General features: G+C 55.3%; 11 protein-coding genes. 7 read left to right on the top strand and 4 right to left on the bottom strand.

What is annotated here, in order from left to right:
* Positions 1 to 3: 3 nt before the first annotated feature.
* Entirely contained in the window at positions 4 to 687 is a 684-nt protein-coding gene (locus GMOLON4_RS10180) for a hypothetical protein (protein WP_051266485.1), read from the bottom strand.
* A gap of 404 nt (positions 688 to 1,091) precedes the next feature.
* Between GMOLON4_RS10180 and GMOLON4_RS10175 the strand changes: the two genes are divergently transcribed.
* Positions 1,092 to 1,691 carry an acyltransferase gene (locus GMOLON4_RS10175; RefSeq protein ID WP_026936390.1) on the top strand — a complete coding sequence of 200 codons (600 nt, stop codon included), beginning with the start codon at positions 1,092 to 1,094 and terminating at the stop codon, positions 1,689 to 1,691.
* 112 nt (positions 1,692 to 1,803) lie between these two features.
* Here the strand turns inward: GMOLON4_RS10175 and GMOLON4_RS10170 are convergent, their stop codons facing one another.
* Both GMOLON4_RS10170 and GMOLON4_RS10165 read right to left on the bottom strand, forming a co-directional pair.
* Entirely contained in the window at positions 1,804 to 2,409 is a 606-nt protein-coding gene (locus GMOLON4_RS10170; protein ID WP_026936391.1) for a hypothetical protein, read from the bottom strand.
* 21 nt (positions 2,410 to 2,430) lie between these two features.
* Positions 2,431 to 3,420, bottom strand: a complete 990-nt coding sequence (locus tag GMOLON4_RS10165; RefSeq protein WP_169516480.1) for an LCP family protein — start codon at positions 3,418 to 3,420, stop codon at positions 2,431 to 2,433.
* 105 nt (positions 3,421 to 3,525) lie between these two features.
* On the opposite strand from GMOLON4_RS10165, the gene GMOLON4_RS10160 reads away from it, so the two are divergent.
* The 6 genes from GMOLON4_RS10160 to GMOLON4_RS10135 all read left to right on the top strand — a co-directional run bounded on the left by GMOLON4_RS10160 (position 3,526) and on the right by GMOLON4_RS10135 (position 15,550).
* Positions 3,526 to 4,326: a DUF6270 domain-containing protein gene (locus GMOLON4_RS10160; protein ID WP_026936393.1), complete on the top strand. Its 801-nt coding sequence runs from the start codon at positions 3,526 to 3,528 to the stop codon at positions 4,324 to 4,326.
* Between the two features lie 15 nt (positions 4,327 to 4,341).
* Positions 4,342 to 5,877: a hypothetical protein gene (locus GMOLON4_RS10155; RefSeq protein ID WP_026936394.1), complete on the top strand. Its 1,536-nt coding sequence runs from the start codon at positions 4,342 to 4,344 to the stop codon at positions 5,875 to 5,877.
* Positions 5,878 to 5,991: 114 nt separating this feature from the next.
* Positions 5,992 to 7,917: a CgeB family protein gene (locus GMOLON4_RS10150; protein WP_026936395.1), complete on the top strand. Its 1,926-nt coding sequence runs from the start codon at positions 5,992 to 5,994 to the stop codon at positions 7,915 to 7,917.
* Between the two features lie 137 nt (positions 7,918 to 8,054).
* Positions 8,055 to 13,229, top strand: a complete 5,175-nt coding sequence (locus GMOLON4_RS10145; protein WP_051266488.1) for an FkbM family methyltransferase — start codon at positions 8,055 to 8,057, stop codon at positions 13,227 to 13,229.
* Between the two features lie 107 nt (positions 13,230 to 13,336).
* Positions 13,337 to 14,695: a glycosyltransferase family 25 protein gene (locus GMOLON4_RS10140; protein WP_169516482.1), complete on the top strand. Its 1,359-nt coding sequence runs from the start codon at positions 13,337 to 13,339 to the stop codon at positions 14,693 to 14,695.
* Between the two features lie 48 nt (positions 14,696 to 14,743).
* Entirely contained in the window at positions 14,744 to 15,550 is an 807-nt protein-coding gene (locus tag GMOLON4_RS10135; protein WP_084147392.1) for a polysaccharide pyruvyl transferase family protein, read from the top strand.
* 647 nt (positions 15,551 to 16,197) lie between these two features.
* On the opposite strand, the gene GMOLON4_RS10130 is transcribed toward GMOLON4_RS10135, so the two are convergent.
* Complete coding sequence (locus GMOLON4_RS10130) at positions 16,198 to 16,938, bottom strand: hypothetical protein (RefSeq protein WP_026936397.1); 741 nt, start codon at positions 16,936 to 16,938, stop codon at positions 16,198 to 16,200.
* Positions 16,939 to 17,141: the final 203 nt, after the last annotated feature.

Here is a 17,141-nt window from a genome sequence, read left to right as displayed (position 1 = left end):
GGCCTATTCGGAGACGGCCGCGAATTCCCAGATCGGCGCCACGGTCGTGCCGTGGAGCGCATCGTTGGTGCGGTTCGCCTCGGTGTCGGGCAGCGACATCACGAAGCAGTAGTGCTGCGTCGACGTTCCCTGCTCGAGCAGCTGCTGCGACGCGCCTGCGACTGCGGTGGTCGCGAGCGTGCTCGTTGCGACGATGGGGGCACCCCACGTGGCTCCCGTGAGGCCGGTGGCGTCACAAGCGGGTCGGTCGGTTCCTTCCGCCGTGTAGACCGTGAGCTCGAGCGCCTCCCAGAGGGCAGCATCCGTGACGGCAGTTGTCGACTGGCCAGCGGGCTGGAGCGTAACGGTGCCCGCGATCGACTCGGCGGTGGTCCGGAGCGATACCGGCGCATAAATGGTGTCGCCAGGGGTCAGTGCAAGCGGGTTGACTGCGAAGGTCAGCGGATTCGGGTCGGTCTCCGACTCACGATCCGTCCAAGCCCCTGCAGCGATACCTGGGTCCGCGTTTTGCTGCACCTCGAACTCGCTGGTGCCGATCCCCGGGATGTTGTCGGTAAACCCAGACACCCACTCGGAGTCGTTCCAGCTCGCGAGGGTGAAGGTTCCTGCAATGCCGACGACGATCGCGCCAGCGGTGATGGCGCCGATCTTTGCGGCCTTTCGGGAGCGAACGGGTTCGGTAGCCATGACTGCCTGCTTTCTCGTATGGTGACGACGAATCGTGCGCCAATACGCACCTTTTCACGACAATAGTTGGCGGCTTTACAGCTCCCCAAACGATTTCGTGACCAAGGTCAAAAACTGTCGAATCCCCAATCGTTTGGGCGAGAAAGTTTGTAGGCTTCGGCGGCGCGACGGGGGTATGTGTATGGACAGTGCGTGATTCCGTCTCGATCCGACAACCGATGTCGATGAGCGTGCGTTTGGCATGCTGAATTGCTGCGTACCACCGCACACTTTGCCCTTCCCGCGAGACTCGCCCCAAGACGACCACCAACACCGCCGAAGCCCTTCAATAATCCCTGGTCGGCGAGTAATATCGGGCGCCAAAGGCTCGAGTCAGCCGGGCCGCGACGGAGGGGCAAGCGGTCATGAGCACGCATCCAAACACCCGCATCGAGGCGAGCGCCGATATCTCTTCCGAGGCCCACGTCGGAGAGGGCACGACGATCTGGCACCTCGCGCATGTTCGTGAGGATGCGCGACTCGGCAAGAATTGCATCCTCGGCAGGGGAGCCTATGTCGGCCCTGGGGTGACGCTCGGCGACAACTGCAAGGTGCAGAACTACGCGCTCGTGTACGAGCCCGCGGTGCTCGAGGACGGTGTGTTCATTGGCCCGGCGGTTGTACTGACGAACGACACGTACCCGCGCGCGATCAACCCGGATGGCTCGCTGAAATCGGCCGACGACTGGGATGCGGTGGGTGTCACGATCCAGCAGGGTGCGGCGATCGGTGCGCGGGCGGTGTGCGTCGCGCCGGTGACGATCGGTGCGTGGGCGATGGTCGCGGCAGGGGCGGTCGTTAACAAGGATGTGCCCGACTTCGCGCTCATGGTCGGCGTCCCGGCGAGGCAGTTGGGCTGGGTGGGGAAGACGGGCCACCGACTCAAGCTCGAGGGCGACGTGTGGGTCTGCCCGGACACCGGCGACCGCTTCGTCGAGAACGAGGGGATGCTGTCGCCCGCCTGATGAGGCAAGCTGACCGTTTCGCGTGCGGGCGGCGACTCGGCTCATTTGACCGGGAGGCTCGACAAGTTTCGGCTGCTGCGCCGATGTAGCCACATCGCGAAGCTGGTAGCCGCTATGTGCCGCCGAGCGTTGGTTCTTCGGTTGGCGCAGGTTGCTCGCCCGGGCCTGGACCTTCAGTGACCGGTGGGTCTACGGAAGGATCCGGGTCAACCGGAGGATCGGGCTCAGGCACAGAACCACCCTGCCCGCCATCGTCCGGCGGGTAGTACGGCTCCTCGTAGTAATAATCGGGTTCGGGCTCGACGTAATCCGGCTCGACGTAATCCGGCTCGACATAGTCTTCAACCGGTGGCTCCTCGACGGGCGGCTCCTCAACCGGCACTTCAGGCTCAGGTTCCGGCGCAACGGTCGGCGTCGGCGTCGGCGTCCGAGTCGCAGTAGGCGAGGGCGTCACAGTCGGACTCTCAGTCGGCGTCGCCGTCACCACAGGCACCGCGGTCTCGCTCGGCGGGGGAGTCGCGAGGGCCTCGAGCCACTGCGGCCCGAACGAGGCACCGACAACCGCCCCAGCGGACACCACCGCAAGTCCGCCCCAAAACAGCGGCTTTCGCGCCAAAGACGACATGCGCTCGCGGAACGTCAGCGGAATCGGCGCAGCCGCCGTTACTTCCTCGTCGCCGAGCGCGTGAAACTCGATCGGATCTTCGTTCAGCCCCATGCCGGTACGACTCCAAAACCCCTACGGCCGAGCCGGCGGGTTGTAGTTCTTCAGCTCGTCCGTCTTGAACTTCTCGCGCAGCACTTCCATCTCGTCCCAATTGACGTATACGACCGACTGGTCGCCGATCATCCCGGTGCCGTTGGTGGGCATCGTGAACGTCGTGATGTCGCGCATCCGCACCGAGGTGAGCGACTGCGCCATGTCGAACATCGCGCTACCGTTCAGCGACGAGTCGGTGGCCACGTACGGCGTGACGGCACCGAGGAGATCGTTGAGCTTGCCGGGGTTTGTGAGCGTCTCGCCCGACATTGCCTGGGCCATCACGGCCTTGAGGAAGATCTGTTGGTTCTGCACGCGCTGATAGTCGCCGTCCTCAAAGGAATAGCGCTCGCGCACAAACACGAGGGCCTGTTCGCCGTCGAGGGTGATGGGGCCGGCGGGGAAGTCGTAGCCATCCGAACTAAAGGCGTACGGGTTGTTGAGGCTCACGCCACCGAGCGCATCCGTGACGCCCTTGAATCCGTTGAAGTCGATCATCGCGACGTGGTCGATGCGCTGGTCAATCAACCCTTCAACGGTCTCCACCAGCAGCGGCACACCGCCGAGCGAGAGCGCCGCGTTGATTTTCATCTCACCGTGGCCCGGAATCTCGACCCAGGAGTCACGCATGATCGACATGATCTGGATGCTCTGCTTGTCGCCCGAGATGTGGGCCACCATGATGGTGTCGGAGCGGTTGCCGAGGTCGGTCATCATCGATTCGGATGTGTCGGCGCGCGAGTCGGAACCGAGCATCAGGATGTTCGTCGGTGGGTTCTCGCCGTCGAAGACGTCGGGACGCGCGGTCTCGTCGGGGAACGCGGTCTCGATCGTCTCGACCTGGTTCAGCTTGGACTGCACGTTCCACCAGAGGATTCCGGCGGCGGCGAGCACCAGCACCAACAAGACGATGAGGATGATCTGCCAGGTCTTGAGCCGTCGACGGCGCGGCGCTTCTGCTGAACTCATGACGGCCATTCTGTCATGGGCCAAATTTCAGAGCCCAGGATGGCACCGCGCACTTGGTTTCAAGACGGCACTGCGGTTCACCAATGGTTTACCTAGAATCGAACGATGGACCCTTCGCAACCGATCGCCGTCACGATCCTCGGCAGCTGCGTGAGCCGAGACACGCTCGAGACGATGGATCGCGAGCAGTACCCGATTCTCGCGTACGTGTCGCGCCAGTCGCTGCTCACCGAGGGGTCGGATGCATCGGGCAACCTCCCGAAGAAATACACGACTTCCAGCCGGTTCCAATTGCGGAACGTCCGCCGCGACGTCGAGGGCAAACAGCTCGAGACGATCAAAGACGCCGGTCGGCCGGATGTGCTCCTCTGGGACCTCGTCGACGAACGACACGGAATTTTCGAGTTTTCGGATGGTTCGGTCGTGACCAGAAGCATCGACGTGCTTGACATTCCCGAGTTCGAGGATGCGATCAAGCAGGCTCGGCACATCCCGTTCGGGAGCGACGAGCATTTCGAGCGGTGGGCAAAGGCGGCGGATGCATTCGTGGCCAGACTTGAGGCAGCCGGCCTGAAGGAGCGCGTTCTCGTGCTCTCGGTGAACTGGGCGCCCTTCGACGTCGAGGGCTCGCCGACCCCGCTGTCGATGGGGAAAAGTTCCGGGCAGGCGAACTCGCAGTTTCGTCGGTACTACGACTACCTGGGGCAGCTCGGGCTCTCGATTTTTGCGGTCGAGGATGCGGTGGCCGACCCCGATCATCGCTGGGGGTTGGCGCCGTTCCACTACACTCCCGAGATATATGACCGGGTCCACGAGGCGATTGACGCCTTCGTTGCCGAGCGTCGCGCGGGCGAACAATCTGTGTCGGACGCGGATCCGGTCGAGGATTCGAACGCACCCAATTAGGAGATACCCCAAGGAATGTTTGGCCAGCGCAGCGAGACCAAGCGACTGAAGACGCTGGCAGACCTTGAGCAGCGGCAGCAGCGACTGCGCCCCGCCTACAAAATCTGGGGCTATAAAAATGTCTTCGCGAAGGGCTTCCTCATCACGAAGGGCGCGATCGACTACGCACCGCACGAGAAGTGGGAGACGCTCGAGTTCGGCCCGTGGCGGGCGCAGCTCGACCCGGAACTTGAGCGCCAGTCGGCGTCGTACGGCGACTTCGGCATTCTCATCCTGGGCCAGGTCTTCGACGATCGCGGCCCCGCAAAGCGCCACGAGATCGCCGCGCGCCTTCTCAAAACCCTACGGTCGGTCGAGCCTCGACCGTTGGCCGAACCTGTCGAGGACCTGGCCGAGCCTGTCGAGGTCCCTCGCAAGGCAATGGATGAAGCGATCACCTGGCTCTCCGGCCGTTACGTTGTCTTCGTCCGTCGCGGTGAAACCCTCGACATCTACGGCGACCCAATGGCGACCCGATCCTGCTACTGGCACGATACGGGCGAGAGTGTCGCGCTCACATCCCACACCGCGATCCTCTCGGAACTCGTCGGCGGCCTCCCATCAAAGAGGATGCAATGGATCCTCCGGCACCCCGACTACAAGTCGCCGGCAGGCAAATGGCTCCCCGGCCTGATCACTCCACACGACGAGGTAGGGCAGATCTTCGCGAACGGCCGACTCACTGTCCGCGGCCGCGAAGTGACGAACCAGCGGTTCTACCCGTCCGAGGACCGCACGGAACTTTCGCTTGACGAGGCTGCCGAGATGTTTCGTGAAGAACTGCAGCAACAGGTGCGCAACTGGATCGCAGTCGCACCCCAAACCGTGCTGGCGCTCACCGCGGGCAGCGATTCCCGCGCGGTACTCGAAGCTGGGATCGTCGATCTCCAGGAGGCGGAAGCCGTGACTCTGACGTATCACCCGTTCCACGTCGCGAAGAAGAGCACCTACGACGATCTCGTGCAGGCGAACCGCGTCGCGGCGGCGGCCAGGCTCCCGCAACTTGTGCTGGACGTGGCGCAGATGACACCGACATCTCAAATGGCGAGGCTATACACGCGTACGTTCCCCACTTGGCAGCGATACGCGAACCTCGCGAACGCGTTTTACGTGGGCGCCCCAGCGAAAGCGGCGATGCTATTTGGCATCGGCGGTGGCATCGCGACGGGCGTGTATAAGGATCGCAGCGCGTCTGCACCAACGACCGAACTTCTTGCAAAAAAGTATGCGCAGTCGAAGGTCGCGAGTGACTCGGAACTGCAGCAAGAAATGGCGCGATGGACAGTCTTCGCCGACTTCTCGGTGGAACACCTCCGCGGATACGACTTCCACGACTTCTTCCATTGGGAGCACAGACTCAGTAAATGGGCTGGCGCAGGGTACTCCGAGTACGACCTTGCTACGATCCCCGCGCCGGTGTTCAGCTCTCGACGCCTCCTGAGCACAGCGCTGAGTGTCACGCTCGAGCATCGCGAGTCAAAGTCTCTTTACGCGAGGCTGCGACAGCCATGAGGGGAGAGACAGCGGTTCCCATCCCTCCGCTACCATTTATGAGAAATTCGTTGAATACGGCGCAGGGTGCAACAATCTTCCCTGGTCGTGGCCGTGACTTAGAGGAGACCGTACGTGTCGGAGCAGAATCGGGCCGCCAAATGGCGTAGAGCACTTTGGCACCTCCGTGACGGCGGAATCCAGCGAGTCAAGGAGTGGCAGCGTCGCGAGCGGGCAAATGAGAACCTGCCGCGGAGTACCGAACTAGTCGGTCCTGTTAAGAATGGTAAGACGAAGAGCGAAAAACCGACCCTCGCAGACAAGATCCCCGACTACATTCCGGTCGATTTGCCGCTGACGTTCCCCGATATCCGAGTCGGGGTGATCATGGATGACTTCTCGCTCTCGGCGTGGAGTCACGAGTTCGAGACTGTCGAGCTCACACCGAAGTGGTGGCGGCAGCAGATAGAGAAGACACCGATCGACCTCCTCTTCGTTGAGTCGGCTTGGCACGGTAACCACGGTCAGTGGGACTTTAAGCTCACGGGGTCGAACGCACCGAGCCCTGAACTGCGTGCGCTCGTCTCATACTGCAACGTGCAAAAGATCCCCACGGTGTTCTGGAACAAAGAAGACCCACCCCACTTCGACGACTTCCTCGACACGGCCAGGCTTTTTGATGCCGTATTCACGAGCGATGCCAATACGCTCCCGGAGTACCGTGAAGAACTCGAACACGACCGCATCGGGGTAATGAGCTTCGCCGCGGCACCTGCAATCCATAACCCGATTCGTATCCCGTCAGTGCACCAGAAGCGCGACGTTGCGTTCGCGGGCATGTACTTCGCACACAAGTTCCCCGAGCGCCGCGCGCAGATGGACATGCTGCTTGGAGCGGCCAACGACGTCTCAGGACGGATGAACAAGGGCCTCGAAATCTACTCAAGGTTCGAAGGCGGGGATGCTCGTTACCAGTTCCCCAAGCCGCTGAACAAGCGCGTGCGCGGCGGGTTAACGTACCAAAAGATGCTCACCGCGTATCGGCTACACAAAGTGTTCCTCAACGTCAACTCCGTGACCGACAGTCCGAGCATGTGTGCACGTCGCGTCTTCGAAATCACCGCGTCAGGAACACCGGTTGTTTCAGCGCCGAGCGTCGCGATCCCGCAGTTCTTCCCGCAAGACGAAGTCCCCGTGGTGGACGGGAAACAAGAAGCAGGCTGGCTGCTCCGTGCACTCGTCAACTCGCCTCACATGCGGGATCGCATGGTGCACAAAGCACAACGACGAATATGGGGTAATCACACATACGCGCACCGGGCCACTCAAGTACTCAAAGCAGCTGGGATTGAATTCCCAAAAGACGCAGTCGATCCAAAGCCTGTCACGGTGATGGTTTCGACAAATCGTCCTTACCAGGTTGACCATGTGTTGCGCACGGTGGCCGATCAGGTCGGCGTTCCAGTGCAACTTGCAATGCTGACTCATAATTTCTCGATAAATGCAAGAGAATTCAAGTCAAAAGCAAGAGACTTGGGGTTGGAAAACGTAATACTCACAAGTGCCACGAATGACGTCACGCTGGGAGGCTGCCTCAATAGGCTCGTGCAGATGTCCGATGGTGAAATAATCGCGAAATTCGATGACGATGACTATTACGGAAAATACTACCTTTTGGATTCGAGCAATGCTCTACGATTTACCAATGCTGATCTGATCGGAAAACAGGCAGTTTACGTTTATCTAGCGGCACAAGATGCAATGGTGTTGCGAAGTTCGGAGCGGGAACATCGATGGACCACATTCCTTGCAGGGCCTACATTTGTCGGGCCTGCCTCCACCTACCGTGCAATACCTTTCCCCCAAGCAACTCGGGGTGAGGACTCCCAATTCCTTAAAGATCTAACGAATCGTGGCGGACGTGCGTACTCCTCGGATCGGTTCAATTTCATTCAACAACGGGGCAAGCAAGCACACACCTGGCAGGTTAATGACCTGGAAGTATTGGCGAATTCCCGCGTAGAGAGCTACGGCATCAATCGCCAACATTCATTCGTGTAGGACAACAAGGTCAAAATGTATGAAATGTTGAGAATTCCCTCAGTAACTATCACAAGTGCGCTCCGTGGCAGGTGTGCAACACAGATTGATGGTTGCCCAAAGCCGTAATGAATTTAATATTACAACTAGGAACTAAAATGGCTGGCGAAATCAACGAAAAGTACGAACTGAATGATGATAAAGGTTTATATAACCTCTACTTGCCTCAAGCTTCAATAGATCATATTCAGAAGAGCATAGTAGCGGCAAAGTCGCCGTATGAGTTCGAGCTATTAAAGGCCACAATTCCATGGCTGGAAGATGGTACGAATGTGCTTGACGTCGGAAGCAATATAGGGAACCATGCAATCTACTGGGCGCGCCACGGACACTTTGTGCATTTGGTCGAGCCAAACAGTGAACTTATGAACATTGCTCGACGCAACTTTCAGATAAATACACTCGAAGACAGCGCTGAATTCCATGAAATCGCGCTTGGCGCCAGCGAATCACATGGGTATCTAACAGAAGTCAGCGCGAGTAACTCTGGAGCAGGTCAGATTGTCTTAGATGCTAACGGCCCCGTGCCTATAACGACCGTCGATATCTTGTCCATAGAGAACCTGGCCCTAATCAAGATAGATGTCGAAGGCATGGATGTAGACGTTCTGCGAGGGGCTCGGGAAACGTTAGCATCACAGCGACCTATCGTCGTTATCGAAACGCTAACTGATGAAGCGTTAGTCGAGGCCGCGAGAATACTGAACGAGAATAAGTATTTGCACTGGAGTACGCACAATGCTTCACCAACGCACATATTCATTCCTCTCGAGAAACTCTCCATTGCCCACCTTCAAGATCGCGCAACCCGCGCTGCCCGACTCGAATTCGAAGCTAGGGCTCAGAAGGATAAAGACGCTGCTAAAATCCGGGAGATAAACTTGCGGTACCGCTATGCCATGCAGCATGAGCGAGAACTCAAGGAGAGGCTTAGTTATTCCGGCCAGGAAACCAAACCATCGAACGTTGAAGATGGTGAGGATAATCAGACCATAAGCTCAATGGCGCCCGGAGACACCGTCCAAATTGCCCGCGATTCTTTGGCCTCTATCCAAACTCGGATTGAGCTATTGATTGAGGAGTCTCGATCAGTAAATGAACACGCAATCAATACAGCTCGGGTTCAAGAAGGCCTCAGAAGCGAATTGGACGCGCTGGTATTTGAAAACAAGCGTCTAGAAGAGGCGTGCCTTCAAGCCGCTGCGACCACTAAAGAATATGAGTTGGTTAAGTCTGAGGCTCTCGCTCAGGCGAAGATAATTAAGAACGAGTTGGAAACGCTAAAAATGGACCAGGAAGCCAAAGAAAAGGATCTTGCGGCACAACTTAAATTGACCGAAGAATCGATAAAAGAAGTCAATGATCTCCGGCGAGATCTTGGCACTGAGCGAGCCCTTCGATCGCGGGCAGAAGAAGCCACTGGTCGACTCGAGGAAGAGCTTAACCAGCTAAAAGAAAAGTTGCAACAACTCGCTGTCCTGCGATCAGACTCCCTCGTCGAAATCGACTCCATGGTGAAAAGGCTAGGCGAATATCAGGCCAAGCTCGCCGACCAAGAGCAGGCCGTGACTAGTGCGCGGAACGAAAATGAGGAACTCAGAGCGAGTCTGGACAAGGCCAAGGAAGAGCTCCGCTCCTTACAAGAAGTTGCCAAAAAGGCACGTTCAGAACGCAAAGATATCAGCGAAAAGTTTCGCGATAGAGGCGTGCAATTAGCTAAGCAAATGGAGGTCACTCGAGAAAAATCGAGTCGACTTATAGAACAGCAAGGTCACCTCAAAGACGCGAAGAGTGAAATAAGTCGCCTCCATGCGGAAAAAATTAGATTAGCGGAAAGAATTGCGATCCTGGGTCGTGAAAGAGACGCGGCAAAGAAGACGCTCGTCGAACTGCGAAGGAGTCGTTCATATCGTTTCGCTAAAGCGCTAAATGGCACAATAAAAGCACCATTTGCAGCCATTGCTTCTCCCAGTGTTCCCACTCTGGAGCTTGAGCCGGGACGAAACGAGACCGCAGCAAATGGTCGGGTTGGATCGCGACAACCTTCTTACGTTGAGCCAAAGGCGATTAAGTCGAACAGCGACCAGGTACGTGGAGCGCTTAAGAGTTTTATCACAATTGCATGCATACTCGATGAATTCAGCTATGAATGTTTTGCGCCGGAGGCGAATCTAGTACAGCTCACGCCCACCGCATGGGAGGAACAACTCGAACTGGCACACCCGGATGTTTTGTTCGTAGAATCGGCTTGGCGTGGGCATGAAAATACTTGGACGAACATGGTTGGGAAAGCAGGCAAGGAAATTCTGGAAATTGTGGCCTGGTGTAATGCGCGAGAAATACCCACCGTATTTTGGAACAAAGAAGATCCCGTTCATTTCGCAACTTTTCTACGCGTGGCTTCGTATTTCGACGTTGTCATGACCACCGACATAGACTGTGTACCACGTTACCGCAGTCATCTCGGTCACGATCGAGTCTACTTTCTCCCGTTTGCAGCGCAAACGCGTATGCATAATCCGATTGAAGAATACGAACGCATTGACGAGATCGCATTTGCTGGCGCGTACTATTCAAAATATAAGGAAAGGACTAAAGATCTCGAAGAGTTCGTGGAATATCTGCCAGCGGTCAAGCCATTGACGATCTTCGACCGCATGTATGGACAGGACAATCCTGACTACCAGTTCCCAGATAAATACGAACCATACATTGTTGGCAATTTAGCGCCGAGTGAAATTGCTATCGCATACAAGGGTTACGGAGCCGGGCTTAACCTGAATTCGGTTAAGCACTCGCAGTCTATGATGGCACGGCGCGTATTTGAATTGATCGCCAGTAATACTTTAGTGGTGTCAAACTATAGTCCAGCTCTAAAGATATTCTTCGGCGATCTGGTCATCGCCACAGACAGTGGTGCTTTGGCGGCGGATCGACTACGCAGGCTAGAAAGCACTCCCGACGGTACAGCGCGAATGCGGTCTGCGGCATTGCGGCAGGTACTAAGGGAGCACACTTATGCCGATCGAGTCGAGACAATCTGCAAGGCGGTAGGTCTCGATTACGTGTCGGAAGTACACTCGATGGCTGTCATAATTCTAGAATCTTCTGCGGATGACAACGCCGCCGTTCTTGAAACGATCAAGGGGCAAAGCATCAAACCCGACGCTATCTATTCCCTAAAGCAATTGCAGGGGGATAATGATCAAGATGAAAACATCCAAACAATATCGCTTGAGTTGCCCGAAGCGATTTCACAGCTCGGGAAGATTCTCGAAGCTCACAGCCACCTCGCCTTCTTTCATGAAGCCGATTATTACGGCCCCCACTTCCTCGAGGATCTAATTTTGACTTGGCGGTACGCGAATGTCGATGTCGTTACAAAGGAGCTTACAGGAACTAGAGTCTCGGGAAAGAAGTCCAGAAATTATCGGACCGTAAAGACTGCCGAGATTCGGAGTTCAGCTATTCGACTTGATTCGATTGACGTAGACACGCTCTTCCGATTGCTGAAGAAGCAGAAGTTTAGTCGGCGAGGCCAACTCGTGAAATTTAAGATTGACGATCTCGAGTACATCAAGAACGGGGCGAAGTCCGTACCAGTAGACTCCAAGGGACCGCGATCTGAGCTTTCAGCGAAGCCGTTCACATTGAAAGAGTTGAATCAGATCTCGAGTAATGTGACAAAGCGACAGCGAATCAACAACCATTCAATTAGTGTTGATCAACTCCGACACCTAATTAAAGGAATGACTGGGAAGGTTACAGTCATATGGGAGGAAGGATCGTTCGCGATCCGCTCGGAACTGGAGGCGGGTAGTCACGGATATGGCTACTTCCCCAGTACGATCAGTCTGGAGGATCTTGGGTGGAGCGACGTGGGCCACTTCTATTTGGATTCTTCGCTTGGCCTAGATATTCAGGTTGCGATAATTTTTCATGATGCTAACGGTAAGCGGTTAGGTCATGCTATGGCGTATGCTAACCGAAACCATTCCTTTGCAATCCCTGATCTCACGACACGTATCAAGTTCGGAATACGCGCGTCGGGACCTGGTCAATCAGTGTTACGAGGAATGTACGCTTCGCCGTATCAAGAACCCAATGCTGGCCTGATAACGAGAACAAAAAATATCGTTCTGACAAACATCTATCCGTCCTACGGTGACCTCTACCGGAATGGATTTGTACACTCCCGTGTCAGCGCTTACAGGCAGGAAGGCCTGGACGTCGAGGTTGTCACACTTGACCAGGTCGCGGCCCCTCAGTCGCGAGAATTCGAAGGTGTAAGAGTCTCAACTCTCAACCAAGCTGACTTGGGATCTAGCCTTAGCCAGGGTAATTTTGAATCCGTACTCGTGCATTTCTTGAATCCAGCGATGTGGCATTCAATTTCAATGAGTCCCCCAGAAACTCGCGTAATTGTCTGGATACATGGTTCCGAAATTCAACCGTGGTGGCGACGTGAATACAACGCTGTCACTGAGGAGGCGTTGAACACACTAAAGAAGGAATCGGATGAACGTCTGAACTTCTGGCGAAAAGTGTTTGCAGAAAGGCGTCCGAACACACATTTCGTTTTTGTGTCGAATTACTTCGCAGAGGAAGTTTTTGAAGATGTTGGGATCAGGCTCCCTCAGGAGGCCTACCACATCATCCATAACCCCATCGATGGTGAGTTATTTGACTATATACCCAAGCCAGATTATCAGCGAAAGAAGATCCTTTCGATAAGGCCCTACGCGTCTCGTAAGTATGCAAATGATTTGTCGGTTAACGCAGTTATTGAGCTGTCGCGTCATCCCAATTTTAAGGATCTTGAGTTCAAATTTATTGGCGACGGTGTCCTATTTGAGGAGACTCTGAAGCCAGTATGGGACATGTCGAATGTTCAAATTGAGCGGCGGTTCCTGACCCACTCGGAGATGGCGAACGTGCACAAAGAATATGGCATCTTCCTTACTCCGACACGAATGGATGCGCAGGGTGTTTCTCGCGACGAAGCAATGAGTTCCGGTCTAGTGCCAATCACTTCGGGGGTCACGGCTGTACCTGAGTTTGTTGATGAGTCTTGCGGCGTCCTTGCTCCGCTAGATGATTTTGTTTCGCTAGCTGAAGGGATTCTAGCTATTAGCGAAGATGCCGAGAGATTTCAGGAGATGTCCCGGCGTGCGGCGGCGCGGGTTAGGGCGCAGTCTGGCAAGAAACAAATAATCAATCGTGAGCTGGATCTGATATTAGGTCGGAAGGTGGAACGGAGCATTAGTGAATGAAATCTGAGTTCCGGTTCCGGATATTGGTGTGAGCTAGGCTCGCCATGACTGCAGTGGTGGCTGCTTACGTATGCCGACTGTCGCTAGGAAATCTTTAGGAGATGTTGATGGATAGAGATCAAGCCCATAATTTCGAATCACTCGAACGAGAAATATCGACAAGGTCGATTGAGAGCCTCGCCTCTGATACCGAGTTTGCAGGTCGTTTCGCGAGTACTGTTTCAAACTATTTCGGTCAGTCCGTTCAAGACCTCTTTGCGGCGCGCCGATATTTGACGGTGGCGGCAAAGTACGTGGCCGTGATGCATGGAAATGTTGCAGCGCAGGGATTGTTGCTGGAACAACTTGATCGGGGTCTTTCAGGTGATGTCGTTGCAATTACTAGTTTGCAAGTCAGTCGTAGGCTTAAGGATTATGACCGAGGCTCAGAGTATCTCCGCGAGATTTATTATCGCTCCAGTAAGTCTCCCTATATTGGCTACTTTCTGGGCGAGTCATTGGTCTCTTCAGGTGATCTTGTTGGGTTTCGTCGGTTCGCACTTTCCGTCCTTGAGGATGCTTCAACGAAAAAGTTTGGGGATAGGGAAGTGCTGCGGTGGGCGAACTTGCTCGCAGATGCCGGAGAAGCGTCGATTGCATTGGAATTTGCTGGACTCGCAACGGCCAGCGAGGAAACCGTGTTCTTACGGGAGCGAATAAACTCTCTTCTTTCGGGAGCCCATTCCGCAGTTCCTATTCGTATCATCAATTTGCTTCACGAGGATAGAAAGTGGAGGATAGGTAGTTCTTCGCTTACGCGCGCCGGATACAAAAATGTTCAGCGTCACATTGCAGTTGCTGGAAGTGCGCTGCCGGATGCGCTGGTTGCGGGAATCATAGCATCTGAAGTCGCGACTCGTTTGCTGGGTAAGGGGGCGACGGCGTGTTGGCTGAGTCACTGGTCTGTTTGGGAAGAGATCGCTGACGATTCAAGTTCCGGAGTTGGGCTCGTCCTTGAGGATGATGCGCTGCCCTTTACTGGGGCGGAATACCTCGATCGAATAATCGAAGCGACCACTGATTTCGACCTAGTCTGGGTTAACGATAGAATGTCGAGCATTGCCCACGGCGAGCATGTTACTTGGGGACTTTCGTTGTTGGATCCTTGGGAGCAGCTCAGATCTTGGCCGGGATCTCGGCAAGGTTGGGGTGCTGACGCATATCTGTTAACTCGGCAGGGCGCACAGAAGCTTTTGGCGATGGCGGAACAGGACGGGATCCAGAACCATGTCGACGGACAGGTGGGTGCTTTTTCAACCGCAATCCGTTCAGAGCCGTTGAATGGGATTCAGCGTCGAATTGAGACGATGCAGCGCGGTATGAGTCTGCCTGCGGAGAGGATGAAAGCAACGAGTGTGAACGTGCCAGCTTTCCGCGCGAGACCTTTTGGGGTTTCTTCCACGGTTACCGTTGGTCGTGATTCCTAATATTTGAATGCATTTGAGCTCGAACGCAATTAATTGATAGGGGCATTTATGGTATCTGCTTATTGGTATAAAGGTAGGGATCACCCGAACTTAGGAGATGAAATAACACCGATTCTACTCAAGAGGATGTACAATTCTGATGTCGTTCTCAGGAATAGTAAGGTGGCTGACCTTATCTCGACCGGTAGCATTTTGGGATGGCTTCGCCGAGACCAGGTGGAAGAGTCGGGGAGAGCTGAGCCACAGCACGTCGTAGGCTCTGGGTTCATGTATAGCAGCGATGTTGTCATTGCTCGCGATAATTTAAAGATTCATTCCGTGCGGGGACACCTTAGTCGGCAGAAGTTGGATTGGCTTCCGATGCAGTCCATTGCAATCGGAGATCCCGGTGTCTTGGTGTCGGAGTTCGCCTCCATAGGAAACACGCCTGTGCGTCAGGGTATTGGCTTTATCCCGCACCATTCTCGAGTGGATGATGAAGTGTTTTGTCGCCCGTACATCGATGCGGGTTTTCGAAAGATTGATATCAGGACCAATGATATCGACGGTTTTATGACTGAATTGGCTTCCTGTGAAGCAGTTATAAGTCAATCGCTCCATGGGCTTATTTTTGCAGATGCAATTGGGGTCCCGAACGTGTGGCTCAGATTGCAGGGGGTGGTCGGCAAGGGTGATTTCAAATATTTGGATTACTTTTCAACCGTGGGAAGGGATTTTGATTCAGGGATAAATACTCCTCCTCGAACGTCGGCCGACGTAGTGCGTATGGCCGACGTGGGTTCCCAGGCACACATTGAGAGGTTAAGGAGTAATGCGAAGAAGAGTTTCGAGGAAGCGCTCTCGTTAATCAGTTAGAGTGGACGCTGGTTAATCAGGTAGAGTGGACGCTGCGCTAACTCTTGATAGGTCAACCTGCGTCAACGGTCCCTTCTGTTTGGAGGCTGTCACCACGAATGGCCATTGGAAGTTCGAATAATCGTTGTCTTGGCTTTGGTGTGCATGCTGGCACTACCGCGACCAACATGTGTTGTAACGCGTCATATGGGTCGAGTGGCAGCTACAACATGTTGGAACACGCCGCGATGAACGACGGCTAGTGAGTGATGAGGGCCAGTGGCTCCAATATCGGGGGCTGCTGGCTCTCGATCGCAAATTATGTGGCTCCCAAATACAGTGTCAAGTGGCTCCTAAACCTATGGAACGTAGCCTTAGATAGTAGCGTTGTTCCACGAATACTCGAGTACACCTGTCGGTTGTCAACGGTTACCTCCACGATCGATTTGTTTACGGTTGGGCCGACTCGGCTTCCGCATGGTCAGGCGGGCCGCACATTCTCAGAATCAGTGGTGGTCGCGCACCGTAGATCGGTCACGTCTTCGTGGGGCTTCTTTCGGTACTGTGAGGCCTTTCCCTCCTGCACTGCACGTCTGATGTGCGCAACGACTTGCAATGTATTCGTGTATCCATGTTAGTCGCGGTGCCTGGTCAGCATCAGCCACGGTCTAGAGGATAAGCGGTAAGAGCCCTTGCCAGTGTAGGGCGTGGACTTTCAGTGACGGAACAAGGTGGTGGTCGTTGCCGAACGGAATGTGTTCGGCAGCAACCATGCCTGTCGAAGGATCGAGGATGTGCCTGTTGATATCGAAATAGCCCACGCCGTTCTCGCGTGCAGCGTCAGCGAGGCGGGTGTTGAACTCGCCCGCGAGCCATGTACGTTCACGGTCATCTGAATATTCGGCTGTGATGCGTTCGAGGATCGTAGCGCGTCGTGCTTCGTCCTCATCGGACTCGGTGAAGCGCTCGGTGACAATCCGGGTGATGTACTGCACCGCCTTCGTTCGGTCGTGGACAAGGACGGGGAGGTTGATTCCCTTCACAGTGATTCTCGAGGGATCGAAGTCGAGCCCTTGGATGAACTCCATGTAGGAGCGAATGAATCCGTCGATGTGGGTTTCGATGGGGATACCGTCTTGTTTCACGAAGTGGCGGAACGGCAGACCGAGTTCAACATCGACCTGGCCGAGATTGAACACGAGGTGTTTGGGCTTCGCATTGCCGATCCATTTCCTCGCGTTTTCGCCGAGCGCGAGGGTGGAGTTCATTCTTCCGACGCCGGTGAGGGTCGCGCCGTGCTCGACCTTCACATACGGCGTGATGTCCTCGAGCCCGGGCACGAGGTTCGCGAGTTGGCGCGTTTTGCGGAAGTAGGCGGTGTGTGAATCACCGATGACAAGCACGATCAAGGTGTCCTCATTTCTCTGCGAAACGACCGTAGTTTATCGATAGATACGAAGCACTTCTCAAGAAGGCCGGTGAGTCTGAGTGGAGTGGTGCCGTCATGAGTGACCGCAAGTGGTGGTAGCAACACGACCATCCTTAACGTCTGTCTAGTCGCCAGTATGCTCTTCGGCTCTGGGGGCGTACGCGGCCGGTGTTTTTTGAGTCG

The sequence above is a fragment of the Gulosibacter molinativorax genome (genome assembly GCF_003010915.2).
GTDB lineage: Bacteria > Actinomycetota > Actinomycetes > Actinomycetales > Microbacteriaceae > Gulosibacter > Gulosibacter molinativorax.
Note: the sequence above shows the minus strand (reverse complement) of the source record. Positions and strands in the feature narration are given on the sequence as shown.